The sequence below is a fragment of the Sphingomonas sp. URHD0057 genome (assembly GCF_000620665.1).
GTDB lineage: Bacteria > Pseudomonadota > Alphaproteobacteria > Sphingomonadales > Sphingomonadaceae > Sphingomicrobium.
In genome coordinates this window covers 1-26,003 of sequence record NZ_JIAU01000012.1, presented here as the reverse complement: position 1 = coordinate 26,003, position 26,003 = coordinate 1, and the positions used below count along the sequence as shown (strand labels likewise).

General features: G+C 63.4%; 21 protein-coding genes and 1 pseudogene. 4 read left to right on the top strand and 18 right to left on the bottom strand.

The window, feature by feature from the left end; translation table 11 throughout:
- The first annotated feature begins 35 nt into the window (after positions 1–35).
- Positions 36–1,091 (top strand): glycosyltransferase family 4 protein, encoded by a 1,056-nt coding sequence (locus N539_RS0108275; RefSeq protein WP_051531648.1) that lies wholly within the window; start codon positions 36–38, stop codon positions 1,089–1,091.
- Between the two features lie 16 nt (positions 1,092–1,107).
- On the opposite strand, the gene N539_RS0108270 is transcribed toward N539_RS0108275, so the two are convergent.
- Positions 1,108–1,722, bottom strand: coding sequence for a class I SAM-dependent methyltransferase (locus tag N539_RS0108270; protein ID WP_197018382.1), 615 nt, complete (start codon positions 1,720–1,722; stop codon positions 1,108–1,110).
- Between the two features lie 134 nt (positions 1,723–1,856).
- Here N539_RS0108270 and N539_RS0108265 point away from each other — a divergent pair, with 134 nt between their 5' ends.
- Positions 1,857–2,723, top strand: a complete 867-nt coding sequence (locus tag N539_RS0108265) for an ABC transporter permease (protein WP_028969885.1) — start codon at positions 1,857–1,859, stop codon at positions 2,721–2,723.
- Complete coding sequence (locus N539_RS0108260; protein ID WP_028969884.1) at positions 2,723–3,952, top strand: ABC transporter ATP-binding protein; 1,230 nt, start codon at positions 2,723–2,725, stop codon at positions 3,950–3,952. The genes N539_RS0108265 and N539_RS0108260 overlap by 1 nt, the downstream gene beginning before the upstream one ends.
- Here N539_RS0108260 and N539_RS16160 read toward each other — a convergent pair.
- From N539_RS16160 to N539_RS0108170, 16 genes are all read right to left on the bottom strand, one after another.
- Positions 3,926–4,915 carry a glycosyltransferase family 2 protein gene (locus tag N539_RS16160; RefSeq protein WP_051531647.1) on the bottom strand — a complete coding sequence of 330 codons (990 nt, stop codon included), beginning with the start codon at positions 4,913–4,915 and terminating at the stop codon, positions 3,926–3,928. The genes N539_RS0108260 and N539_RS16160 overlap by 27 nt on opposite strands.
- Positions 4,912–5,778 (bottom strand): glycosyltransferase family 2 protein, encoded by an 867-nt coding sequence (locus N539_RS16155; RefSeq protein ID WP_051531646.1) that lies wholly within the window; start codon positions 5,776–5,778, stop codon positions 4,912–4,914. Before N539_RS16155 ends, N539_RS16160 begins: the two co-directional genes overlap by 4 nt.
- A complete protein-coding gene (locus N539_RS16150) occupies positions 5,775–6,665 on the bottom strand; it encodes a glycosyltransferase family 2 protein (protein WP_051531645.1) in 891 nt (296 codons plus the stop codon). The genes N539_RS16155 and N539_RS16150 overlap by 4 nt, the downstream gene beginning before the upstream one ends.
- Positions 6,665–7,753, bottom strand: a complete 1,089-nt coding sequence (locus tag N539_RS0108240; RefSeq protein ID WP_028969883.1) for an NAD-dependent epimerase/dehydratase family protein — start codon at positions 7,751–7,753, stop codon at positions 6,665–6,667. Before N539_RS0108240 ends, N539_RS16150 begins: the two co-directional genes overlap by 1 nt.
- On the bottom strand, positions 7,741–8,724 hold the full coding sequence (locus N539_RS17750) for a Gfo/Idh/MocA family protein (RefSeq protein WP_051531643.1): 984 nt from the start codon (positions 8,722–8,724) through the stop codon (positions 7,741–7,743). Before N539_RS17750 ends, N539_RS0108240 begins: the two co-directional genes overlap by 13 nt.
- Entirely contained in the window at positions 8,721–9,674 is a 954-nt protein-coding gene (locus N539_RS16145; RefSeq protein ID WP_051531642.1) for a glycosyltransferase, read from the bottom strand. The genes N539_RS17750 and N539_RS16145 overlap by 4 nt, the downstream gene beginning before the upstream one ends.
- Positions 9,671–10,603: a glycosyltransferase gene (locus tag N539_RS0108215; RefSeq protein ID WP_028969881.1), complete on the bottom strand. Its 933-nt coding sequence runs from the start codon at positions 10,601–10,603 to the stop codon at positions 9,671–9,673. The genes N539_RS16145 and N539_RS0108215 overlap by 4 nt, the downstream gene beginning before the upstream one ends.
- A complete protein-coding gene (locus N539_RS0108210) occupies positions 10,600–11,589 on the bottom strand; it encodes a polysaccharide deacetylase family protein (RefSeq protein WP_028969880.1) in 990 nt (329 codons plus the stop codon). Before N539_RS0108210 ends, N539_RS0108215 begins: the two co-directional genes overlap by 4 nt.
- Before the next feature lie 42 nt (positions 11,590–11,631).
- Positions 11,632–12,534: a glycosyltransferase family 2 protein gene (locus tag N539_RS16140; protein ID WP_156029838.1), complete on the bottom strand. Its 903-nt coding sequence runs from the start codon at positions 12,532–12,534 to the stop codon at positions 11,632–11,634.
- Between the two features lie 152 nt (positions 12,535–12,686).
- Entirely contained in the window at positions 12,687–13,688 is a 1,002-nt protein-coding gene (locus N539_RS0108200) for an NAD-dependent epimerase/dehydratase family protein (RefSeq protein WP_028969879.1), read from the bottom strand.
- Positions 13,689–13,691: 3 nt separating this feature from the next.
- Positions 13,692–14,678, bottom strand: coding sequence for a UDP-glucose 4-epimerase GalE (galE, locus tag N539_RS0108195; protein WP_028969878.1), 987 nt, complete (start codon positions 14,676–14,678; stop codon positions 13,692–13,694).
- A complete protein-coding gene (locus N539_RS0108190; protein ID WP_028969877.1) occupies positions 14,675–15,631 on the bottom strand; it encodes a UDP-glucuronic acid decarboxylase family protein in 957 nt (318 codons plus the stop codon). Before N539_RS0108190 ends, galE begins: the two co-directional genes overlap by 4 nt.
- A 184-nt stretch (positions 15,632–15,815) precedes the next feature.
- Positions 15,816–17,162, bottom strand: a complete 1,347-nt coding sequence (locus N539_RS0108185) for a hypothetical protein (protein WP_028969876.1) — start codon at positions 17,160–17,162, stop codon at positions 15,816–15,818.
- A gap of 82 nt (positions 17,163–17,244) precedes the next feature.
- Complete coding sequence (locus tag N539_RS18775) at positions 17,245–17,457, bottom strand: hypothetical protein (protein WP_028969875.1); 213 nt, start codon at positions 17,455–17,457, stop codon at positions 17,245–17,247.
- A 49-nt stretch (positions 17,458–17,506) separates the two neighbouring features.
- Positions 17,507–18,670, bottom strand: coding sequence for a TIGR03032 family protein (locus tag N539_RS16135; protein ID WP_037552682.1), 1,164 nt, complete (start codon positions 18,668–18,670; stop codon positions 17,507–17,509).
- Positions 18,671–18,702: 32 nt separating this feature from the next.
- Entirely contained in the window at positions 18,703–23,727 is a 5,025-nt protein-coding gene (locus N539_RS0108170) for a hypothetical protein (RefSeq protein ID WP_156029836.1), read from the bottom strand.
- 388 nt (positions 23,728–24,115) lie between these two features.
- Here N539_RS0108170 and rsgA point away from each other — a divergent pair, with 388 nt between their 5' ends.
- Positions 24,116–25,147 carry a ribosome small subunit-dependent GTPase A gene (gene rsgA / locus N539_RS0108165; protein ID WP_028969873.1) on the top strand — a complete coding sequence of 344 codons (1,032 nt, stop codon included), beginning with the start codon at positions 24,116–24,118 and terminating at the stop codon, positions 25,145–25,147.
- A 22-nt stretch (positions 25,148–25,169) separates the two neighbouring features.
- Here the strand turns inward: rsgA and N539_RS18770 are convergent.
- A pseudogene (locus N539_RS18770) lies at positions 25,170–26,003 on the bottom strand (hypothetical protein); the annotation flags it as partial.

The window sequence follows — 26,003 nt, the reverse complement described above, 5'->3', positions numbered from 1 at the left end:
TTTGCGTCACCGGCCTACGAGGCATCCCGGGAATCATGGGCGGCGTCGAATCGCATTGCGAAGAGCTGCTGCCGAGGATCGCCGCGCTCGACCCGGACGTCGAGCTCGAGGTGCTTGCGCGCCGCCCCTACATGTCCTCGGAAACCGGCAAGGTCGGGCGGGTCCGGGTCACCGCTTTGGCCTCGCCCAAGGGACGAAGCACGGAGGCCCTGGCGTCGACCCTCGTCGGGATTCTGCATGCGCGGCGCACGGGCGCCGACCTCGTTCACATTCATGCAATCGGGCCGGGCCTTGCAGCGCCATTGGCGCGCTTGGCTGGAATGCGTGTCGTGTTCACGCATCATGGGGAAGATTACCATCGTGACAAATGGGGCCGCGCGGCAAAGCTGATGCTGCGCCTCGGCGAGCGCGTCGCACTCATTTTTGCGAACGAGGTCATCGCCGTGTCGCCGTCACTGGCCGTGCGCCTCAAGGCGCGCTTCCCCCGCCAAGCGACCAAGGTGCGGCATATCCCAAACGGAGCACCGTCCTTATCGGCGCAAGGCGATCCCGAAGTCATACTTAACAAGCTCGGTGTCAGGCCGAAGCGATATGTCCTCTGCGTTGCCCGGTTGGTTCCGGAAAAAGGCCTGCACCTGCTGGTCGACGCTTTTTCGCGAAGCGATGACCCGAGGAAATTGCTTATGGTCGGCGGCGCCGATCACGGGTCGGCGTATGCGAGCGGGCTTCTTGCCCAAGCGAGTGACCGGATCATCTTCGCGGGCGTCCAGCCGCGCTCGACGATCGCACATCTCTACGAACATGCGGATCTGTTCGTCCTGCCCTCGTCGCATGAGGGCCTGCCGATCGCGGCCCTCGAAGCCGGCGTCAGCGGGTGCGCCATGCTGCTGAGCGATATCCAACCCAATCTCGATCTGGGCCTTTCGAGGCACCATTATTTCAGGTCCGGCGACGCCGCCGGGCTTCAAGCGGCGCTTGCGCGTTCGTCGGACACCTACGCGGTCGATCCCGAACATTTCCGCAGCCGCTTCGACTGGAAGAAAATTGCCGCCGAGACCCGGCGAGTTTATCGCGCGGTCGCCGGCCGCTGAAACCCGTGGGCGTCGCTCAATCGGCGGATGCGCGGGTCGCCCGTACCGCCACGATCACCGGGTAGGATTCGTCTTTCAGATTGAGCTTGGCCCTTGCCACTTCTTCGGTCGCAACGCCTTCAAGGAAAGCAACCGCCGCGAACACATTGCCGTAAAATTCGACGCGGAAGTCCCCGGGTCCGAACGCGTCCGCAAACAAGCGGCCGGCGCCCGCGGGCGTGACCGACCAGTACCATGTCTCCTTCCACCGATCCCTGGCGATCGGCGTGATTCCGGGCACGGTCATCAACAACGTCCCGCCCGGCTTCAACGCATGATAGAGGTTCCGGACGGCTGCGGGCATGTCGTACACCAGATGCAGCGTCTGGGTGACGATCAGACAGTCGAACTTTGCTTCGGGAAGGGTCGCGGGATCGGACATATCGCCGATAATGGTCGCCGCATCGCTCGAAGCGTCAATGTGGAGGATGTCGACGGCTGTGACGCCATTCCCGCCGAACCGCCGGAGGTACGTATCGTCGCCGACTTCGAGCGCGGCGCCGCGCACCAGCTCGCGGTGCCGGTCGAGGAAGCTCTCGATAAAATAACGATCGACCGGAGTTCCGCGGTCGAAGCCGAAACTCCGGCTCACCGGGCGCGTCGAGCCAAGGTCGCCGAAATCGATCCTGCGGCGGATGAGCTGCTTTACTTTACGCCGGAGAGATTCAATCAACTCGAGCAAGCCCCGCGCAAACAGTCGAAAGCTGAGCTTCTGGCATTCTTGGCATGAACGATCAAACCCAATCCTCGAACGCGGCGAGCCCGGCCGTCGACCGGCCCGTCACGCTCATCCGTGCCTCAAGCGGCTGGGGTTTTCCCGACGCCAGGGAGCTCATCGACCATCGCGAGCTTTTGCTCTTCCTGGTGAAACGAAACATCAAGGTCCGCTATCGCCAGACCTTGCTCGGATGGGGCTGGGCGGTGCTGCAGCCGGTTGCGACCATGGCAATCCTGACCTTCGTGTTCGGGCGCCTGATCGGCCTTCAATCGGACGGGGTGCCTTACTGGATATTTGCGCTGACCGGCCTCGTCCTGTGGACCTTCATCAGCCAAAGCGTTTCGGCGGCAGCGGCTTCGCTCGTCGGCAATTCCCAGCTGGTCGACAAGGTTTACCTGCCGCGCCTCGCCATTCCCCTGGCGGCGATCCTTTCCGGCCTCTTCGACCTCCTCATCACCTTCGTGATGCTGGTCGCCGTATTGACGATCGCGGGCTATCCTCCGCGACCAGTCGCGCTCGTCGCGCTCGCCGCAATCCCTCTGGCCTTGCTCCTGTCCGTTGGCGTCGGAACGGCACTTGCCGCGCTTGGCGTCCGCTACCGCGACACCGCCTACGTCCTGCCCTTCGCGCTCCAGCTCTGGCTGTTCGCAACGCCGATCGCTTATCCCTTAAGCTTGGTTCCTCATAAGTGGCAGCCGCTGATGGCGCTCAACCCTGCCGCTTGCATCGTCGGGCTGTTTCGCTGGGCGATGCTCGGCACGGACGCTGATGCCTGGGCCTACCTGCCGCTGTCCCTCACCTCGCTTTTGATCCTGCTCGTTGGCGGACTCATGATCTTCCGGCGGATGGAGCGCAGCTTCGCGGACGTCATTTGATGCTCTCCGCGATCGAAGTCCGCGACCTTGCGAAGCGATATTCGATCGGCGCGGGCGCCCGCCATTTGTCGCTGATCGATGCGCTCGGCGATGCTGGACGGCGAATCCGGAGCGGCAAGTCCAAGCTCCGTGACTTCTGGGCGCTGAAGGATGTGTCGTTCGACGTCGGCGAAGGCGAAGCAGTCGCGATCATCGGCGCGAATGGCGCGGGCAAGAGCACGCTGCTCAAGATTCTCTCGCGGATCACCGAGCCGACCTCGGGAACCGTAAGATACCGGGGCGCCGTGGGATCCCTGCTCGAGGTCGGAGCCGGGTTCCATCCCCAGCTTTCAGGACGCGACAATATATTCCTGAGCGGCGCCTTGCTCGGCATGCGGCGTCCCGAGATCGCACGAAAGTTCGACCAGATCGTCGATTTCTCGGGCATCGAAAGCCACCTCGAAGAACCCGTCAAATATTATTCAAGCGGAATGTATGTCCGCCTCGCCTTCGCGGTGGCCGCGCACCTCGAAACCGACATCTTGCTCGTCGACGAAGTCCTCGCCGTCGGCGACGCAGCGTTCCAGCAGAAATGTCTGGGGCGGATGGAGAGCGTTGCCGAAGAAGGAAGGACGGTGGTTTTCGTCAGCCACAATCTGGCCGCCGTCCAGGCCCTCTGCCAGCGCGCGCTTTGGATAAGCCGGGGGCGTCTTGCCGAGGACGGTCCGGCGCCTTCCGTGATCGCCAATTATCTCGCGAGCCTGAGGGCTCCGGCTGAGGAGGGCGGCGCGACGGCGACCTTCGAGCAGTCCGCTGCGGCACCCGCTTTGGTGCACCCGCTGGCCGCGCGCGCACAGCCGATCAATGATCCATCACGCCCCATCGACACGTCGAGCGATTTTGCGGTCGAGTGGGAATTCGAAGTCCTGGCCGACGGCGCGATCGACCAGGCCAATATCCAGTTCTTCGATCAAAATGGCCTGTTGCTGTTCGACCAGGCGCCATGGGAGCTGCCGCGGCCAATGCCGGCAGGCACCTATCGAACGCGTTGCCTCATCCCCGGGCGTCTCCTCAATGACGGTGCCTATTCGGTCTCGTTCAGCTTCACCTGCGGCGGGGCTTCGATCCTCGATCTCCCCGCCGCGCTCAATATCGACATTCTTGATTCTGGCGAGGCGCGCTTCGGATGGTTTGGGCCATGGCCCGGGGTCCTTCGCCCCAGCCTAAAGTGGTCGACCGAGCGGATCTGAAGCTCCGTTGCGCCAATGAATGACTTGCAGGAGGCGACGCTTCAGCGACCCGCCGGCCCAGGCGAAGGGGCGTGTTGCGCTCTTCACAAGCTGGCGGCGGACAAGCGCTCTTTGTTCCGCCACACTCAAAGTTGAAGGATCGCCGCTTTGGATGGCCCCGGCGATGCGAAGGGCACCCCCGCTCTGTCTTTGGAGGTCCGGCGTTCGATCGATATAGGCACGCACCCAAGCGAGAAACCTCGAACGCGCCGGGTGGGGCCCGATCCGGCCGTAGGCGCCCTCGGTTTCTGCCTGCGCCGACGCCGAGCCCGCATGCTGGCGATAAAGGGCCGTCCGATGCCGGCCGACATAAACTGGCCAATGGGCGAGCACCTTGGCGATGAAACTCTGGTCTTCATAAAGCTCGAGGCCGGGCTCGAACGCAGGTTCCTCTGGAATTGCGGCGCGGCGGACCATGATCCCGCACAGGCTCGGAACGTGGGTATCCTGCAGCAATAATGCGGAATTCAAGAGCGATGGCGGCTTATGGACCCTTCCTGCGAGGCGGCGCGGGCAATCGGACCAGTTGCGATATTCCTGCCCTGGATACCACCATCGAGTTGCGCCCCATGTCATGCCGATCTCGGGAAACCGCTCCATCAGCGAAATCTCGGTCTCGAGCTTGTCGGGGAAGAGCAGGTCGTCCGCGTCAAGAAAGGCCACATAGTCGCCGGTGGCGTGGCGAAGGCCGAGATTGCGGGCAGCCGCGGCTCCCGCTTCACCGGCCGGCGAGCGCAGGTTCAGGATCCGCTTGTCGTTCGCGGCCGCCTGTTCCGCAATGCCGCGCCCCTCGTCGGTCGAATGATCGTCAATGAGAAGCAGCTTCCAGAACGGAATCCTTTGCCGCTCGACGCTCGCGATCGCCTGCGCGAGGAAGGGAGCGGCGTTGCGATAAGGTAGGATGATGGAAACGAGCGTCTTCACCGCAGCGCCTCGCGCAGCCGCGACCTTATTGCGCGCTTCGCTCTTCCCGCGACCAGCCGCGCGATCGTTCGCTCGACGGCCAGCCGCTCCTTTGAAAAGCGCTTGCCGCGGGCGATAAGGAAGCCGCGAATGGCCATGAGATAGCGCACGTGAGTCTCGAACACATCCGCGGCCCGGGCTCCCGCCGAGCTTGAATCGGCATGTTGCCGGTACTTCGCCCAGGTTTGGCCACTGACGTAGACCGGATGCAGTGCAAGGATCTTGGCGAAAAAGACCTGGTCTTCGAACATGCCGCGAAAACGTCCATCGAAGCTTCCCGCGTCGAGCGCCGCCTGGCGGCGGATCATGGCGTTGCAGGTGGTCGGCGTCTGATACCGGTTCTCGAGCAATTGAAAGAAGAGCTTGGGCGGCTCGTGGAGCCGGTCTGGGGCAACCCCCAGCTCATAAAAAAAGTCGTTCCCGCCGGCCCACTCGTTCCAGATCAAGGTCCGGCCGTAGACCATTGCGGCGGCCGGATGGGCTTTGAGCAAGGCGGCCTGCTCGGCAAGCTTTTCCGGCAGCCAGACATCGTCGGCGTCGAGGAATGCGACATAATCGCCGGCAGCCGCGGAAAGACCGAGGTTGCGCGTGTCGCTCATTCCACGGGTCCCGCGATCGGGATGGCGGAGCAAGCGAATCCGCGCGTCGCTTTCAGCGAAGCGATTGCCGATGGCGATCGTCCCATCGGCCGAACCATCGTCAACGATGAGAAGCTCCCAATCCTTCAACGTCTGGCCCTGCACGCTTCGCACCGCCTGCTCGAGATAGGCTTCGCCATTAAGGACGATGATGATCGCGCTGACCTGGACGGCCTCCCTTCTCACCGGATCACCCTCAATGCCGCCGAGCAGGCCTTTGCGATGAGCGTCGCGGGCGCGAGCCTCAACAGCTTCAGCCCCATGGCTGCAGCGCCGGGCCGATGCTCCCGGACAAGGCCGGCCCAGACACCGGTATAGAAGAGTTTCCAGCCGGCCACGCCGGCGCGATAGGCGTTGAAATGGCCACGCCGATCCGCCTCTTCGCGATAATCGCGAAGAACGCGGAGGGCCGAGCGAAGCATGAAAGCGGCATCGCGCGACATATTGCCGCCATGATGCCAATATTGGGCGCAGCGGTCGTCATGGCAAAGCACGGGATAATCGCGCGACAGGCGCAGATAGAGCTCATAGTCTTCGCAGGCGCTTAAGCCTTCGCGAAACCCGCCGGCCCCTTCCAATGCCCGCCGCCGGTAGAGAACGCATCCGTGCATTCCGACGGGGTTGCCCGCTAGGAAAGCGGCAAACGCGTCCGTGGGAACCGGCCGGAACGCAACTTTCGTCACCTTCCTCGTTGGTGCATCGACAATGTCGTAGGCGCCGTAGGTCAAGGCCGCGAGCGGGTTCGAAGCCAGGGAGGCAAGGCCGGACGCGATCGCGCCGGGGAGCAGCCGGTCGTCGGCGTCGAGGAACAGCAGAAAAGGTGCGCTTGTCTCCCTGACGCCGCGGTTGCGCGCGGCTGAAAGGCCGGCATTCCTCTGGCGAACCAGGCGCACGCCGGGAAACGTCTTGATCGCCTCTTCCGGGTGATCGTCGGACCCGTCATCGACGATGATGATCTCAAGCGGGCACGGTTTCTGCGCGAGCACGCTCCTTATCGCCGCGGGGAGGAAGGCGGCGTGATTGTATGTCGGGATGACCACGGCCACCGGCGCGGTTTCGGGAGCGGCGGCCATCAACGCACCGGATAATCGGCGAAGCGCAGCCATTCGACGCAGCGGCGGCACGCCTCGGCAAAGCGGATCGGCGGATCATAGCCCAGCATCCGCTCGGCTTTGGCCGAGCTCAAGCGCGTGCGACAACTTTGCAGCAGCGCCATTTCGCGGACGGCCTCGGCCGATTGGGATGGTCCTCGATCATCATCGATATTCAATCCCCGAAGGGCGCGCCGGGCTGCCCGCTGCGCTTCGGCCAGGCGTTTCGGGAGCAGCCCCACCGCGCCGCGCGCCGCCGGCAGCAGGACGCGCTGGTACAGGCCGCCCATAGATCGCAGCAGGTCCTGGGCAGCCGGGCGTGGCAGGGCCTCGAGCTCGATTCCCAAGGCTTCGGCGAGCGGCGCCACAAGATCGCGCCATTGGATGGTCTCGCGGTCGTTGAGCAGGAAGGCTTCCCCGCTTACCCCTTTGGCGAGGCGGGCGAGATTGACCGCATGAACGAGATTGTCCACGTAAACGGCATTGCAAATCCCGGTTCCCGCGTCGGCAAGAAAGGCCGTTTTTGAAAGGAGGTCGTTGGCGAGACCGCCGGTCCATCGCGACCGCGGCCCGTAAACGATGCCTGGCCTCAGGATCACAATTTCAGGGCCGCCATCGGCAAGCAAGTCTTGGAGCAGCCGTTCGGCCGTGATCTTGGCTTTGTTGTAGGCGAGAGGCTGCTTGAGCGAGAGCGGCGAAGCCTCGCTCGTTGCAGGCGCGGGGGCTTGGCCGTGAACCATCGCGCTGCTCAGATAAATGATTCGGCGAAGCCCCGCCTGTCGAGCGGCCTCATAGATTGGGGTGATGCTTTCAACGATTGTGCGCGGGTCGCCGGCGGCCGCGCACACGAGATCGGAACAGCCTCCGAGCGCCGAGGCAAGGCCGGTGCGATCAAGCGTGCTGACAACCCGGCCCTGAAGGCCGAACCGGCCGGCAAGCGCGAGCCCGCTTGCTCTTCGGACGACCGGGACGATCGCGTCCAAACGGCCCTCCGCGGCAGCCATTTCGATGAGCCGGTTGCCGATGAAGCCCGAGGCTCCAAGAATTGCGGTCTTGCTTACTTCAGCCATGGCATCGCCATCGCGGTTCGAACCGCCTTGCAGGCCTCCACCGCCTGGAGACTCGGGAGGATGTCGCCGGCGAGCACGAAGGCACTGTCGGGCGAGTCATTCGCGATCGCTTCGATGGGCGCCGCGAAGGCTTGCTCAAAGGTCTGATGCTGGCCGCTTCCGGCGCCGCTCAATCGCCAGCGTGACGATCCCACCTCGGCTTCGACGCTCTCGTCTTCGCGGTTCCAGACGATCAAGCCCTCGCTTCCGATGAGGGTCCAGCGGTTGGGCCGGTGCCAGTCACGGCTGAGCCGGATGCGCGCCGTGGCGATCCCGAAGCTCGCCTGGATGAGGCAATTGGCGGCGATGCCGCCCATTGCATCGTCGCAATAAGTGATGCCGGTCGCTGCGCCGAGCCACCAGCACAGGAGGTCGAGGATGTGCGTCCCGAGATCGTCGAGGACCCCGACAGCACCCGACGCCGGATCGAAATAGGCCGGAGAATCGACCGGCCAGGAAAAAGGGCCGCCCTCGAAAATCTCGATGGAACGAAGCTCGCCGATCGATCCAAGCATCATCATCGAGCCGATCGATTGCGCCGACAGAAGCTTCCGCCGCACCATGTTAACCGACAATCGCGTGCCGGCGCGCCTCGCTTCCGCGATCATCGCCAGCGCATCGTCGACGCCCGTTGCGAGGGGCTTCTCGCAATGGACAGGAATTTTCCGTCGAAGGGCGGCGATCGCTTGCTCCCGATGAAAGGCGGGCGGCGAGGCAATGATCACCTGGTCATGGGCGATGCCCAGCAAACCCTCCAGCGTCGCCTCTGCACTCGCATCCGGAAAGTCATCGAGGAAGCGGTGCGCCGCACGCGTGTCCGGGTCGAACGCTCCGGCCAATTTCAGCTTGCCGCCCGCCTCAGCCTTGAGAAGCGCCGGCGCATAATATCGGCGCGCGACCGCCCCGCAACCGACGATCCCGAGGCGCTTCACGCGCCTTCCCGCCGCTTCAGGAAAGCGCGCGCGAGCTCGGCCAACGAGCCGCGCGAAGGGTCGAGCCTCAGAGCCGCGGCCGCATTGGCCCGGGCCGCGGACCAATCCCGTCGACGGCGATAGCCCCGGGCATTGGCGATCGCCGTCTTGGCGTAAGCGCGGCGAGCAGATCGCACAATGTCCCGGGCACGCTCGGGCGGAAGGAGTGGCGCAAACAGGGTAATCGCAAGGCCGCTATAATAAAGTTCTTCGGCGTTTCGGCTGCCGCGCGCCGTGGTCGATCCATCATGCCGACGGTAAGCCGCAAGCAATTCGGGTTCGTACCAGATCGCATGATGGGCCGCGATCCGCACCCACATTTCCCAGTCTTCGGCGCAGCGCAACCGCGAATCGAAGCCGTCGAGCTGCTCCCAAACACGCCGCCGGATGGCGATCGAAGGCGTGACGATGCGCTGCTCAGCCGCGAGGTGCGCCAGCGCGTCTTTAAGCAAACCGGCATGTTCTTGCTCGGGCTCGGATACGGTAAGCGTTCGATCGCTTTCATCGACGATCATCCAGCGGCAGAAGGCTGCTCCCACCTCGCTCCGCTCGAACGCCCGATCGAGCGCTGCATAATATCCGGGAAGCACATAATCGTCGCCGTGCAGGAGATGGACGATCTCGCCCCGCGCCCGCTCGATGCAGCAGTTCAGATTGCCGATCTGCCCACGGTTCGCCGGCTGCGCGAAAAAGCCGATGCGGCCGCCGCCAACCTCATCGACGATGCTTCGCGGATCGTCGCTCGAGGCATCGTCCACAACCTCGATTTGCATGCGGCCGGGGCCTTGGTCCTGGGCAAGCACGCTGGCCAGGGTCCGGCGCAAGAAGGCCGCCGAATTATAGGCCGGAATCATGACCGACCAGCGGGGACGCTCGGCCGTCTCGGGGCGGGGGACGAACTTTGCCCTCACCCCAACCCCCGGCGCAAAAGGCCCAGCCAATTTCGCCATGGAACTGACCTGCCGACGCCGCCGGCCTTGAGCGCCAGAACCAGTGCAAGGCGAGCCTCGGATCGCCGGTTCTCGGCAATGAACTGCGAGGCCTTGCCGGCGAAATACAAAGAGCCGCCCCGCCGCGCGTGATCCGACCATGCGCCATTGCGGGCGCGCTTCATCTGTTCGTAAAAGCGCCCGATAAGTCGCAGCCGGTCCCGCTCCGGCCTTCCCGCCACTTCGCCGCCGCCGTGGACGCGATAGAGGCCGGACGGCTCGTCGACGAACAGGATGTCGCCCGATTGCGCGCAGAGGAGGTAAAGCGGCCAGTCGGTGATCGGGAAGCAGTCGAGGTACCAACTTCCGAGGTCGTGGAGCGCGTCCCTGCGAAGCATCCCGGCGCAAGTGGCAAAAGGATTGCCCTCCCACAATTCTTTGAAGCTGACGCGGCTGTTGAGGCTGGGCGCGGTCCAGCGGATATCGGTCGGACCCGTGGCGTCATCGTACGCAACCAAGGCATTGGTAAAGCATGCGGCCATGTCGGGATTGCGGTCGAGTAAGTCGGCCTGACGCTCCAACTTATCTGGGGCGAGCCAGCGATCGTCGCCATCAAGGATGCAGATATAGCGGCCCTCGGCGGCGGCAATCGCCCGCCGTACCGGTTCGTTCGACCTTAAGTTGGAGGGCGACATCAGCAGGCGAATCCTTGCATCCTTATTTGCCAGCTCTTCGACGATCTCGCGCGTTCCGTCGGTTGACGCATCCTCACTGATGATGAGCTCGAACGGCCGTCTTATATCCTGCTTGAGAACGCTCGCCACCGCCGAGCGGACGAAGCGCGCGTGATTGTAGGTGATCAGGCAGACCGAGACATCAACGCCCGATTTGGCCGGGCGGCGCCGCTTCATCGGCCGGCCAAAGCGGCGCGGAGCTGCTCCGGGCCCCAATCTCGAACCTGGATCCTCGGAAGACGATAGCGGTCGTCATTGCTGACGCTTCCTTCGAGGGTTGTGCAGGCGCAGTCGAAATCGAACGCCTCGACGATTGCCGCGCTCTCATCGTCAAGATCGCCATAAGGATAAGCGAAGGTTCGAGGCACCTTTCCCGTGAGCGCCGCGCAACGGTCGCGGCTTCCCCCAATCTCTTGCCGTTTCTCCTCATTGGTCCGGTCCGGCAGGGACGTATGGGTTAGCGAATGCGCGCCCACTTCAATGCCGCAGGTCTCGAGGCTTCGCACCTCGACCTTAGTCATCGGGCGATGCGTTTCGCGTGGACCCGGCGAGAGGTCATGCGTCGACCGCAAGCCCTCGAGGATCGACTGCTGTTCGCCGGATTTCAGTGGCTTCAGCGCCGACCAAGCTTCATGATAAGCCTTCTGCCGCGGCGTTCGGGGTGAATGGCCGGGCGTCCATGTTCGGTCGTCGGGCCGCTTTTCACCCAAGGCCAAGGTCCGGGTCCCGCGCGGCAACTCCAGCGCCATCTCACTTGCTTCCACGGCAAGGACGATCCGCTCGAGCTCATCCCACCAAAATTCCTTGCCCTCGACGATCGGCCCGGTCGTAAGGAACATGGTTGCCGGAATTTTGTGTTCGGCGAGCAGGGGCGCCGCGACCCTCGCATTGCAGGAATAACCGTCATCGAAGGTTATCGCGACGGCCTTCGGCGGGAGTTTCCGCCGGCGTTGCAGCTCGACCATTTCCGCAAGGCCGAGCGGGACGCGGTGCGTCTTGAGCCAAGCCAATTGCCCGGCGAAATTCTCCTTACGGACTGCGAGCGCCCAAGGGTCGAACCGTTCGTCCGCGATCCTGTGGTACATCAGGATCGCCGGGGACGGGAGGTTCAGCGCTGAACGCAGCCGTCTCGCGATACGCGCCGGGAGGCTCTGTTTCGACATGGCCCTCAAGTATCACATTGGATTGCAACGAGGTCCAGCAACTCAGCTTCCTAGAAGCAGCTCTTTGATCTGCGTGGCGAGACTCTTGATTGGCTCGGGCCCGGACGCCGGGAGGCCGGGCGAGCGCCACGGCAGCGCCGGCAGGAGCCTTTCGGAGCCGCGATCGAGCCAGCACTCGTCGCACGTCGCCAGCCGTTCCTCCCAGCGTTCGGGCAAAGCGTTGGGGTCGAGCTCGCTCGCAATCGCCGAAGTCGCCCAGTTTGAGCGCAATTCATGGGCAAACTCGCCGTTCTTCATCGCCTCTCGCCGGGTTGCGAGGCGAAGCTCGATCTGTTTGGGCGAGCGATAAGGATAGTGACGCATCCGGATGCGCTCGGGGTAGATGGGGTGCAATTGCTTCGGGGGAAAATCCCTCATCCCGTGCTCGTGCCGGACGAAGCGAGGTTCGCTATATTCGCCAAGGACGTAATGACGCAGCCGCTCGGGCGCCGGCGCATCGACAGGCAGCGCCGCATCCGCTTCGGTAAACAGATAGGTATAGAGTTGCGGCCACACCGACCTGTACATGTCCGGGACGCGCTTCAGGAACGCCCGTGGATCGTCGACGTAGAATTCGTCGGCATCGAGGATGCACCACCAGTCCCCCCGCTGCGCTTGATTGCGGAAGCGCTCGAAAATCTGCTGGCGCAGCGAATCACAGAATGGCTTGGAGTCCTGCTTGAACGGAACGATTGCGGGCAGCTCTCCGACCAGCCCGCGAACGATCTCCCACGTCCCGTCGGTGCTGCCGTTGTCGAAGACATAAATGGCATCGCACCATGCGCAGGCGGCGCGGAGGTTGTGCGCGATGATATCGCCCTCGTTCTTGACGAGGCTGAGCGCCCTGATCTTCATGAGGAAGGCCGTGCGCCCGTCGGGCCGGTAGGAAGAAGCATATGCGCTCACGCCACAATTAGCGTTTAATTATTGTCACCTATGCTAGCGTTAATTGAAGTTCAACGAAAGTGCCGGCCGGCACCCGTCTCGATTTGGACCGCTTGGCCCGCCGCGAAACAGCGGTGGCCCGCAAGAGGCTAGCGGTAGGCCGGAGCCGCTTGTCAGGCGAGGCCATGATAGTCGCGGTACCAATCGACGAATCTGGGAATGCCGACTTCGATGGACGTAGCAGGCCGAAAGCCGAGGTCGCGCTCGGCCGCACCAATATCGGCGAAGGTCTCGGGCACGTCTCCCGCCTGCATCGGCCTGGGCTCGAGCAAGGCGCGCTTGCCGGTCGCCTCTTCGAGAATCTCGATGACCCGGCCGAGCGCCTCGCTTCGGTTGTTCCCGATATTGTAAAGGGCGTGAGGACCCACGCTCCCTCCGGCCTTGACCGATCGATCGTCTGCTGGCGGACTGTCGAGTGAGGATACAACCGCGCCCGCCGCATCGTCCACGAACGTGAAATCCCGGCGCATCCGCCCTCCGTTGAAGAACGGGATGGGCTTTCCGCTGAGCAGGGCCTCGGTAAAAATCCACATCGCCATGTCGGGGCGCCCCCACGGCCCATAGACCGTGAAGAAGCGAAGGCCAGTCGTCGGGATGCGATAGAGGTTCGCATAACTCTCGCTGATCAGCTCGTTGCACTTTTTCGTCGCCGCATAGAGCGAGAGCGGATGATCGGTTCGGTCCTCGACCCGGAACGGAAGCTGTGAATTGTTTCCATAGACGGATGAGGAGGACGCGTAGACGAGATGCTTGATGTCCCGGGCACGGGCGAGCTCAACGATATTCGAGTGGCCGACAAGGTTTGATTGGACGTAAGCTGCGGGATTGGAGAGACTGTAGCGAACGCCCGCCTGAGCTCCCAGATGCACGATGCGTTCGATCTCGCATGCCGCGAGGGCCTCGCCTAACGCGGCCGGGTCAGCAAAATCGGCGACCGCAAAGCGAAACCGCTGCCCGAACTCGGTGGTCAGCCGCTCTATCCGCGCCCTCTTGAGCGAAGGATCGTAATAATCGTTCAGATTGTCGAGGCCGACGATCTCCTCGTCTCGAGTGAGGAGCAGTCGCGCGACTGCGGAGCCGATAAACCCCGCAACGCCGGTCACCAGCACCGTCATGGTTTAGGAAGGACGGCTTTCGGACCTCAGGCGCCAGGCGACTGCAGAACGGGCGATAGTGTCGATGTCCGACATCGTCGCTTCCCAGCCGAGCTCCTGGTTGGCCTTGCTGCTGGACGCGATCAATTGGGCAGGGTCGCCTTCGCGCCGCGGTCCCGGGCGATAGCTTGGCGGCTTTCCTGAAGCCCGCTCGACGGCGCCGATCACCTCAAGAACGCTCGTCCCCTGCCCCGTGCCTAAATTGAACGCGTGATATCCGATGGTCGCTTGAAGGAACTTTGCGGCAGCGACATGAGCCTCGGCGAGGTCGGTGACATGAATGTAATCGCGAAGCGCGGTGCCGTCCGGCGTATCGAAGTCCGTCCCCATCACCACCAGCTCGGCGCTGGGCTCGAAGGCCGCTTCGATCGCGAGCGGCAGGAGGTGGGTCTCGGGCTGGTGCCGTTCGCCGATCTCAAGATCGGGATCGGCGCCGGCTGCATTGAAATAGCGAAGCGACACTGCCCGCGAGCCGTAGGCGCGGGAATAATCCTCGATCATCATCTCGGCACTGAGTTTCGAGCGGCCGTAGGGATTGATCGGAAGCCGCGGGTGCGTTTCCTCAATCGGAAGCACGACCGGGTTGCCGTAGACCGCGCAGCTACTCGAAAAGATCAAGGATTGAGAGCCCGCATCGCGCATGGCGTCGAGGAGATTGAGGGTCCCGACGCTATTGTTGCGATAATAAAGCGCCGGATCGGTGACGGATTCCCCCACATAGGCGAACGCCGCGAGATGGATGACGACATCGGGACCGGCGTCGCGAACGGCCGCTCCGATCGCCTTGCCGTCCAGAAGGTTGCCTTCGATCAATGGTCCCCATCGGACCGCGTCGCGCCAACCGCGCGAAAGGTCGTCAAAGGCGACGACCTCCCAACCCGATTGGGCAAAGGCCTTGCAGCAATGGGCTCCGATATAGCCGGCGCCCCCCACGATCAGTGCCTTGCTCATTGCGATCCGGTCCCCGCGTTGACGCCGAGGCTCAGCAATTCCTCGAAATAGCCGATGGTCGTTCGGAGACCATCGCGAAGGGCGATTCCCGGCTCCCAGCCCAAGGTTTCGCGGGCGCGCGCGATGTCGGGACTGCGCTGCCGAGGATCGTCTTCCGGCAATGGCTGGTGTAGGATGGCGGACCGCGATCCCGACAGGTCGATGATGAGGTCCGCAAGTTCGCGCATGGTGAACTCCACCGGGTTGCCGAGGTTGATCGGACCGGTGATCTCGTCGTCGCTATCCATCAGGGCGATGAGCCCCGAGATCAGGTCGGTGACGTAGCAGAAGGAACGCGTCTGGGAGCCGTCGCCATAGATTGTGAGCGGGTCGCCCTTCAGCGCCTGGACGACGAAGTTGGAAATGACCCGGCCGTCGTCGGGACGCATGCGGGGCCCGTAGGTGTTGAAGATGCGGGCGACCTTGATCGAGAGGCCGAACTGCCGCCGATAGTCGAAGAAAAGCGTTTCGGCGCACCGCTTGCCTTCGTCATAGCAAGCGCGCGGTCCAAGCGGATTGACATTGCCCCAATATTCCTCGCGCTGCGGATGAACCGTGGGATCGCCGTAAACCTCCGAGGTCGAAGCCTGGAGGATCCGCGCCTTGGTCCTCCTGGCGACGTCGAGCATGTTGATCGCGCCGTGGACGCTGGTCTTGGTGGTTTGGACGGGGTCGTATTGATAATGGATCGGGCTCGCCGGACAGGCGAGATTATAGATCTGGTCCGTTTCCACCGACAATGGAAAGGTGATGTCGTGGCGCAAGAGCTCGAAGCGCGGGTTGTCGAGCAGGTGCTCGATGTTGCGCTTCATGCCGGTGTAGAAATTGTCGACGCACAACACATCGTGGCCGCGGCCAAGAAGCTCCTCGGACAAGAACGACCCCAAGAATCCGGCGCCGCCGGTGACAAGCACGCTGCGGCGCTCGCCTAAGTCTGTTGATAACGCCACGTACAAGGCTCCCGCGTCCGAGGGCTCGCGATCCTATCGCGTCCCGATCCGAACCCGGCTCGGCCGCGTTCGCCCGCGTGTATGCCATGATCCCGCGATCAGGCAATCTGCACGCTTGCCCGCCGCCCAGGCAGCTCGGGAGAAACCGCTAATAGATTGCGGCCATGGATGGAGCGATGCCGTCAGTGGGGTGAACGTACTGCACCAGCGTGTCCACTGCGATCGCGGCGAGGACGGGGACCGCCACCCAGGCCATCAGGTCGCGCCATCGGACACCGACGGCAAAGACCGATGCGGTCCCGACCAGGACGACCGAATAGATCAGCCAATAGGTATAGCGAAACTCGTCGGTGACCGTAGCGATTGCATATCCGAGCACGTAGACGGCGCCCGAGAGGGCGATCAGCGCTAGCACGTTCAGATCGAGGTTTCGGCCCTTGCCCCGCAGCATGAGGCTCATTCCTAAAGCCGCGACCAGCCATGCATAAGGGCGAGCAAGCGCGGTTTTTCCGAGCTGAAACATGACGTAGCCGAGGCCCTTTCGGACGACATTCGGCCGATACCCAAGCCCGGGCGGATTGTCCTTGCTTCCGCTCTCCCAAACATAAGGGCGACAATCCTTGCACCCGAAGCGAATCAACATGCCAAACGCGAGGACCCGATGTTTCAAATAGGCTAGAGGCTCACGCTCGATCGCCTGGCGCCAGCGCGAGATGGCCTCGCCGGTGTTCTTGAATTCGACCAATGGGCAGCGGTTCACCCGGGGCGAGTAGCAATCGAGGCTGTACGGTCGCAGGGCCACCGGTGGATCGGCCTGGGCATTCTGTCCACTGAAATAGGAAATACCGACAAGGTCCCATTGCACCAGGTTTTGAAAGGGCGCCATGTCTCTCGCTTGAAGTAGCCGGGCCGAGATCGGCACGGCCAAGGTTACCGTCGCGGCTACTAATGCGAAGATGAAGAAGCGCAGGCGGCGGCTGACATCGAGCGGCTGGACCAGCGCGATTGCCAATATGATTGCCGCGGGAGCGGCGTTGTAACGCATCGCAGCGCCGAAGATCAGGAGCAGCGCGCTTGCCGTCCACAGCACGCGGAATGCCATGCCATCGGGCCGGGACGAGCATGAAAGGAGCAACAATGCGCACGCAAGGCCCCAGCTCGCAGCCAGCGTCACGTCCTTCCAGACGACCCCGGAGAAAGACAGCAAGAACGGGAACAGTCCGGCGAGCACGGCGGCGATTGCCAACCGCCGCGGGTTCGAGCGAACGCAATAGAGCCCAAGCGCTGCGAACGAGCCCCAATATAGGACGAGATTGAGGCCGAGCATCGGACGCGCATCGGGAGACAGGGGAAGTAGCGCGCGCCAAACGGCGGCCAGCAATGGCGGGTGCGTGTCCGTGTACTGGCCGCTTACCGCTTCCTGGTACTGGCGGATGGAATCGAAGGTGACGAGTCCGGGAGCGAATAGCCAAAAATCGAAAACGAAGAGAGCCAAAGCCAAGAGAGGCGGCCCCGCGCGAAGAAGGGGTCGGAGGCCCATCGCAGCGGAAACCATTCTCGTTTCACCTGCGTCGCCATCACCCATAGCGCGCCGCTCCCGTCTCTGGATGCTGCGGTCGGGTAGCAGTGAACGCCGCACTGAGAAAGCTAGCCATGTCGCCCGGAAGCGGCGCGAGATTGCGCGCTTGGACGGCCTCATGCTCGGCCAGGGTGTGGTCGCGATACCAATCCATGAGGCCGAACAGCCGCTGTCCCACCGACAGCCCCGTCGTGCCATAGCCGAGGGTCATCCAGCTCCTGGTGTGTGGTATGCCGCCAGAATTTCGCCAGGCCCCTCGATCACTGTGGCGCAGGATTGAGGAGTCCGAACTCGGCGTCGAAAGAGGTCATCGAATGGATCTCCGGGGCATTCAGGCCGATCGCCATCGGCAGCGTCGCGTCCGCAATCACCGCGACGTCGAATAACTCGCGGATTTCGCCGTCGAGACGAAGATATTCCACGATATCTCCGCTCGATAATGAGATGACGAGCACGCCACACCATGGTTCACCATCACGCTTGCGGATCACCTCGTCGAGCTCGAGGCCCGAAAAGCTGCCGTCGCGAGGAAGCGAAACCGTGACCAATGCAAATTCATTGTGGAAAGCGAGACCGCGCAGGAAGCCCGGGCAAAAAGCAATCTCGCGGCGCTTCCCGGACTTCGCATCGACCTCGACCAGCATGCCGCGGCCCGAATCGAGGAGATAGGTCTTGCCCGCGTGCATCCGCGGGCTGTGCGGCATCGACAATTCATCGGTGACGATTCGGTTGTCCTGAACGTCGATCAGCACGCCGCCTTCGTGCCGGCGGTCGCGCCAGCCGGTGATGATGTCGGACCGGCTGACCGCGGTCGCATAGCGTACAATTCCGCCCGCCATGCCGAGGCCGTTCAGATGGCAACGGTCTTCGGCCGCGAGCCGGGAGATGAACGGCGGTTTCCAGATCGGGCGAAACCCGAAGCGCGTGCTCGTCGTGCACAGACAGCTGAATTTGGTATTGACGAAAATCAGCCGGCCCGCGCGGTCGACACCGATTTCGTGGGTGTCGAGATCGCCGACGATCTGGGCGTTGCGCGGCACGAACAGGCGGTCGAAGACCTTGTTGGCGCGCTCGCTGGGCGCAAGGACGTTTTCCAGGCGCCAGATCTGGAACAGCGATGCAACGTAAAGCCGCTGGGACTGGGCATGCACGCCCATCGCCCGTTGATAGCTTTGTTGGTGAAAGCTGATGCGGCCATCCGGAAGCGACCCGATCAGAAAGAGCTTGCCCGTCTGGTATGAGGTGAACGCGACGGCGCAACGCTGGCTGCGAAGCCAGGCGGCAAGCCCCCGTGAGGTGGTGATATTGGTCGCGGGCGGCTTGGCGGACGTCGTCTCGAGGGAATCCGTCGCGGGCGGCACCAGCGCCGCCGCCGCCGCGGCCTTGTTCTTCGTCGGCTTCGCGCGCGGTTTTCGTTCTGCCATGCGAGGAGGCTTATCTGCTGTTTCGGATGAAGTCAGCCGTGCCAGCTTAGCCCGATCACGCCTTTGAGTGCGCTACGTCCACCGAATGCGTCGACTTCGCCGCCGATCGAGATGCGGGCCGTGCGCCCAAGATCGGCGGCGAAGCCTGCAGTCGCTTTGGCATAGTCGGACTTGGGGCGATCGACGAGCCGAAGCGACTGACTTCCGATGTTAAAATCAAGGGCGTTGTCGGCGGCGAATTCGTGCACCGCGTAAATACCCGCATAGGGATGGAGCGGGACCGAGCCGATGCGAAAGGCCCCGCTCAAACTTGCTCCGACGCTGCCTTCGAGGCTGGTGAATCCGCGGAAATCGAGATCGCCGCCCGGCGCGCGGAGATCGCCCAAATGTCCGTGCGTCCAGTCCACCGAAACGAGCGGCCGAATTTCCAGGGCGCCCGCGGCGAGATCGAGCCCGGCTTCCGCGCGCAGTCCGGAAATCGACCCGGGAATCCTCGCGTTCGCTCCGGCGCTGGTCAGGTCGGCCTTGGCCCGGATATGCTGATAATTGGCGAGTGCGCGAGCGAACAATTTGTCGCCGCGCCAGCCGGCATAGGCGCCGAAGCTCGTGCCCTTCGCGCGCAGCTTGTTATCGTCGAAAGTGAAGCGCGTGGTTTGCGTGGTGACCGCAGCAAGCGCGCCCCAGGTCCATCCGCCATGGCCGAAATTGGCTCCGAGCACCGCGCCGTTCCATTCGGCATGCGTATCGAGGGCGGGCGTAAGATTTGTCCCAAGGACGCTGAAGCTCGGACTGAGATCCTGGTCCTCGTGCCCGGTCAGGTAGCGGCCCCACAGGGTGAAGCGCTCGGGGGACGGACTCTCGTCCATCGTCAGCGACCAGACATCGACCGCGCGCCGCCACAATGATTGTGCCTGGGCGCCGAACCGAACGCCTTCGAATACCTCTTGATCGGGCGCGCCCACCAGCGACCAATCCGACTTGGCCGCATCATAGTCGAGCGACATGCGAACCAAGCCGAGGTCCACGCTCTCCTCGCCGAGGGAGAAATTGTTGGCTGCGGTCGAAGCGGATGCGTCGACAACCAGGGCGCGGCCGAGGCCGCCGGTCCCGTTCAGCAGAAGCCGGGTCGAGCCGGACGCCGCTCCGAGCTGGACCTGATCGGCGATGATGCCCGTCCCCGTCGTCGCGACATCAATGGAAAGACGGCTTCCAGTCCCCCCAATCAAGGCGGTCGCATTGAGATCGAAGACCTGGTCGGCGTGACCATCCGCCATGGTCACGAGACCGCGGTTGTCGAGCGTCTCGAGCGCGCTCCAGTCGGTTTCCGCGCCCGCTTGTCCGGCCCCGATGATCAACTGCCCGGCGTTGACGACGAGGTCGTCGCCGAGACCGAAGCGGTTCGCGCCGAAGCTTTGCCACACACCGTGATTATTAAAGAGGTCGTCGTGATCGGTGAGCGAAACCGGGCCAATCACCGCGCCTGCGTTGTCGATCGTGATCCTCTGGCCCGTTGCGAGGATCGCGATGCCGTCGCCGCCCGTCGCGATTTCGCCGTTGTTGACGATGTGTGCCGCCGCGCCGTCCGCATAGGCGCCGGCGTAAACACCGACCTTGCCGCCGAACACGCGCGCGCCCTCGGCAATGCTGACGTCAACATTGTCGTAGGCGCTGGCGGCGACGCCAAAGCCATGCATCGAGCGCGCCTGATCGAGAATATTGACGACGACCGAGCCGGCCGAGCCGTTGACCGCGACGACCGCATCACTGCCTTCGCCGGCGGTTTCGACCGACCCCACGGTCAAGTCGACGTCGCCGGTGAAAGCGAATACCCGCACGCCGGTTGAGTTCGCGCCCGAGGTTGTGACCTTGTCGACGGTGACCGTCGTCGACCCGCTGTAAAACTCACCCGTGTAATAATTGGCCTGGCCGCTGGTGACGACGTTGAGGCCATAGGAATCGGCTCCGCTGGTCTCCACCGTGCCGACCGTGACATCGGTGTCGCCGCCGCTGAAACCGAGCGCGCTGACGCCGTCCGAATGGTCGCCGGTCGTGACGACATTGCCGGCGGCAACGGTCAGCTCGCCGCCGTGAAGCGTATGATCCGACACTCCATAGCCACCGACGAAGCTGAGCGCGTTGCCGGCGACACCGACCGAATAGTCGCCATGGGTCTCGACCGAACCGACATTGAGATCGACCGAACCTCCGGACGAGGTCGCGGCGGCACCGATCGAATAGTCGCCGAGCGTCGACACATTATCGACCGAGGCCGACACGTTCCCGATATGGATTTGGCCGTAATAGTCGATGGTGCCGTTCGACGCCGCGATGAGGCCGGCGGAGTCATCGCCCTCGGTGGTGACGGTGCCGGCAGAGGCCGTCACGTTGCCGCCGCTGCTGACGGCGTAAAGCCCCGGTGAAAAGAAGGCGTAATCGCCACCGGGATCATGCAATTCGATGCTTCCGGCATTGACGTCGAGGCTTGCGCCGTTGCGCCCGAACGCGACAACACCGCTGGCGTTATGTCCGGTTGCCTCGACTGAATCGACATCGATGGTGACCGAACCGGTGCCGTCGAAAACCAGGACGCCGACCCCGGCGGTCCCGCCCACTTCAACGCTGCCGATGTCGAGGGTCACATCCACCGGCGAGGGGCTGCCGAACAATACGAATGGCGTGTCGACGACGACGCCTGCCGAATAAGCTCCTTCGACCTTGACGGACTCCACAGCCACGTCGACCGATCCGCCCAGGCTGGTATAGATCGATATTGCGTCCGAGCGGTCGCCGAAGGTTGCGAGATCGCCGCCGGTCACCACGATCGAGGGCGATCGCAGATAATCGTCCGGCGCATAGAGCGACGTGGCAATCACCTGAATCCCTGGCGCATAAGCGCCATGGGTCTCCAAATGGCCCGCGTCGATCTTGACGTCGCCGGCCTGGGTGACGCCGTAGATGGCGCCGGCGAAGTCGCCGTAGGTGCGCAAGTCGTCGGTGGCGATATCGAGATTCCCGAAATACTCGACCGATCCGCCGACGAACGAATAGCGCAGCGCCGCGCCAACCAGGCCAAAGCTTCCGATCCCTTCGGTCTTGACGGTATCAACGCTGATCGAGACGGCGCCCCCATCCGCGATCGCCGATACCGCGAACGCCGCGTAGCCCGAGGTGGACACGCGGTCGCCGGAGATGGCGACACCACCCTGGCTACTCCTTGCATAAGCGCCGAATGAAAAGTCCCCGCTTGTCTGGATATCGCCGAACGTCGCTTTGTCTCCATTGCCGACCATCCAAATCCCACCGGAATAGTAACCGTCGGTGGAAACGGAGCCGGCTCGGACTTCCGTGTCGCCATAGCGCGTTACGGCACGAACGCCGGTCGCGAGGTCCCCGGTCGTGCTGATGCTGTCCGCGGTGACGAGAGCGTCGCCCGAGCTGTAATAGCCGCTGGCGAATGCGATCACTCCGACGCCCGCAGCGTCGATTGAGCCGGCGTCGATCGTCATGTCGCCATAGGTCGACACCGCTACGATCCCGGCGCTTGGGGCAGCGTAGCCGTCGACCGAAATGTGCCGAGTCTTGACCGACTCCGCGGCGATCGAAATGTCGCCGGTCGCATAGGCGTAGATGCCGTAGCTGTGGCTGCCGTAGACATCGACGGATCCCGCATCGATCGAAACGCCACCACCGGCGATCGCGGTAATCCCGGCGGCGGCGAAGGATGGACTGTGCGTGGAGACATCGCCGGCGCGGAGCTTGATGTCGCCGCCCGCCACAAGCTGGATCCCGCGACTGTAAAATCCGTACGTCGAGACATCGCCAACGTCGGCATCGATCGAACCGGCCGCAGTCGCGATGATCCCGAATGCGTCATCGCCACGAGTGGCGACATCGCCGCCACCACCGATCGAGATGTTGCCGCCATGCGCGACGGCGCTGATGCCCGTCGCATATTTCCCCTCGGTCGCGATCGACCCGCTGACGATCGCGAGATCCTGCGCCGCGTCGGCAACGATGCCGCGGCCGCCGCCGTAGGTTTCGACAGAGTTCGAGGCGATGAAGATCGAGCCCCCGCTGCTCGCCGCGTCGATGCCGTCGCTGCCGGCGCCATGGGTCTGAACGGTATCGCTGACGATCCCGATATTGCCGCCGCTTTCAGCGTGGATGCCGTCGCTCAGATCGCCGTAAGTGGCGATCACCCCGGGAGAGGTGTTGAAGCCATTGTAAATGGCGATGTTGCCGCTGCCGGAAACGGCGTGGATGCCGTCGCTGTGGTCGCCGAACGTGGTCACATATTGCGAACGCGAAGCAATGTCGCCCTCGACGGTTGAGAGGTCGATTGCATCGCTATGATCGCCATGGGTGGTCACCTGGCCGACGAGGATATGCTGTCCGCTCTGCGACACGATGTCGCCGCTGCCCGACGAGATCTGGATGCCGTCGCTGTCGTCGCCCTCGGTCTCGACGCCGAAGGTCATGGCGAAAACGTCGCCCGACTTGGTTCCGACCGACACTCCCGTGGATTCGTCGCCCATCGTGTTGGTTAGATCGGCGACGACCACCTGATAGCCGTAATCGCCGATCAGCTGCACGCCCGCCGACCCGTCGCCGGTCGTCGCGACGGTGCCGCTGTAGACCGCGGCATAGCTGCCGCCGTCGCGGGCATAGACGCCGGCGGCGCCGTCACCGGACGTCGCGGCATCGGCGACATGGAGGATGAGCTGGCCGCCGGCAGAATTGACGGACACGGCGCTGATGAAATCATCCGTGCTGGAAACGCTGACGCCATAGAGCAGCGCCGAGAGGTCGCTCTGTCCGTCCAGGCTGAATCCGCCCTCGACCGTCGAACCGGGATCGACGACGACGGTCAAATCCTCGATCCCTGCATCATAAGAGATGCCGTCAGGATAATCGGCGGCCGGACATTCGACGGTCCCGCCGCCCGGCGGAACCGGCCCGCATTCGTCGGCCGCGCGCGCCGGCGATGCGGCGATCACAGCAAGCAGGGGTGCAAGCGTGCAGCACAGCGCCGTGGTGACGCGACAGCGTGTACGCAACCGGCCGTCCGAGCCCATCCGGCTGAATCCTTCAACAGGCAATGAGCGTTGCGTAACCGGTACGACCCAAGGTGGCAAGTTTATCGTTCGAAATCGATCGAACTCGAGATTGACTGCGACACTCGGTCACGGGCTGGCTGCTGTGCGGTGGCGCGCTTACATTTAGCGTGAACACCTTTTGGGCGAATCGATCGCCACTCGCACTCGGCCAGCGACACGCTCTACGGCATTTTCCCTTTCTGGGCGCCGGCGCTCCTGGTGCTCGCGTGGATTGCGGAACGAACCGGCGGACGAGAAAAACGGCACTAAAACGTAAGTGAAGAGTCTTTCGCATGAGCCGTCGCATGGCGGGTCGACCGAGCTCTTACGAAAGCGCTGTTGAAAGCCAATGGAAGCAAGGAGTTCGGCCCTTCTCCAACTCGGCTGGAAACCGTTCTTCCGCAAGCAAGTAACTTTGGACGAAGATCGCAACTGCCAGCCTGTTCGCGTGATGTCTGTTCATCGGGGAATGGTGACTGTCGTAGGCGATGGTCTGGAGGCTTCGATATCGTCCAGCCTCTCCGCGCAGAGGGGACCAGAAGACCGGCCTAGCGTAGGCGACTGGCTGCTGATTGACAGAGAAAGCCGGAACATCGTCCGCATTCTTGATCGGACAAGCCTGTTCAAGAGGCCGGCTCCGAGCGACGACAGGCGTCTTCAGCTCATCGCGGCTAATGTCGATACACTTTTCGTCGTCACGTCCTGCAACCAGGATTTCAATGTCGCGCGCACCGAGCGCTACCTTGTTCTCGCGCGGGAGGTCGGTGTGCGCCCGATCGTCGTGCTGACGAAGGCCGACCTTTCGCCCGCGCCCGGCTGCTTCCTTGAAGCAGCGCGGGCGCTCCAGCCTGGGCTGCAGGTTGAGTTGGTGAACGCGCTCGATCCCAAGAGCGCCGCTGGCCTCGTGGCTCAATGTGGCGTTGGGGAAACGGTTGCGCTGGTGGGATCATCCGGTGTCGGCAAGTCAACTCTCGTCAATACGCTGAAAGGATCTAATACCATCCTGACACAGGCTGTACGTGAAAGTGACGGCAAGGGACTTCACACGACTACCGTCCGAGAGATGCACCGCCTTGGCTCCGGTCCGGAGGGAGGCGGCTGGCTCGTGGATACGCCGGGAATGCGCGAGCTTCAAATGTCCGAAGTGACCTCTGGCGTAGCCGAGGTCTTCGATGACATAGTGGCGATCGCGCTCGAGTGCCGGTTTACTAACTGCACCCACGCTGAGGAGCCTGGATGTGCCATTCGTGCCGCTATCGCGCAAAGGACTCTCGAACTTGCGCGAGTGCAACGTTGGCGCAAGTTGAGCGATGAGGATGTCGTGAACAAAAGGAATGCCGCGATCCGACGCGTTCGCCCCGGCAAGATCCGCAAGAGGTAATGAGCGGTGGCTGACCTGTATCTCAAAGCACTGGAGTCCGAGCGCAAACGATTATGGGCGGAATGCCGGCTGAAGGGCCTCGCGAAGGGAGCGCGAGCTCGGGGATCCACGCCTGGCCGGTGTATTGGAACCGGCCGATGTTCGATGCGCCGGGCTTGCCGAACTCGTCGTACGTATTGAGCCCGAGCGACGCACCGCTGCTGTCGCTGACGCTGATCACGCTGCCGCGCTCGTCGGTTGAGAGGTAACGCCGGTCGGTCGCGGCGGTGCCGGTGCCTTCGTACCACACCACCGGCTGGTCCATGGTCGGGTCGAACACGAACCGCCGTTGCAGCGCGTTGCTGCCGTTATATTCGGCGATTGCGTCGAGCCCGTCGTAGACGAACCGCGTCGTCGATGCTCCGGCGACCTGGTACAGGCGCAGCAGCGGATCGTAGGCCAGCGTCACGCCGCCTGAGCTCGAGGTCAGCAAATTCTCGCTCGAGTAGCTGAACGTCTTGCCGCTGATCGGGTCGGTGGTGAGATTGCCCTTGGTATCGTGCGTGGTGTTCACGCCGCCGATCGACGACAGCTGATTCAAGCCGTTCGCCACGCTCGCGGTCGAGCCGTTGCCGTGCCCGGTCCAGGCGTACGTGTCGCCGGTGCGCACGTTGCTCGTGATCTGCGATGCCGGGTTGTAGGCGAACGTCGCCGACAAATTGTTGGCGTCGGTCAGCGTGTTGCCGACGCTCGCCAGGCGCGACACCGGGTCGTAGCCGAAGCTCTGCGACGCCCCATTGGCGAACGTGACGCCAGTGCGCCGGCCGAGATTGTCGGCGGTGTAATCCGCAAGCACCGTCGCGCCCTGCTTGATCGT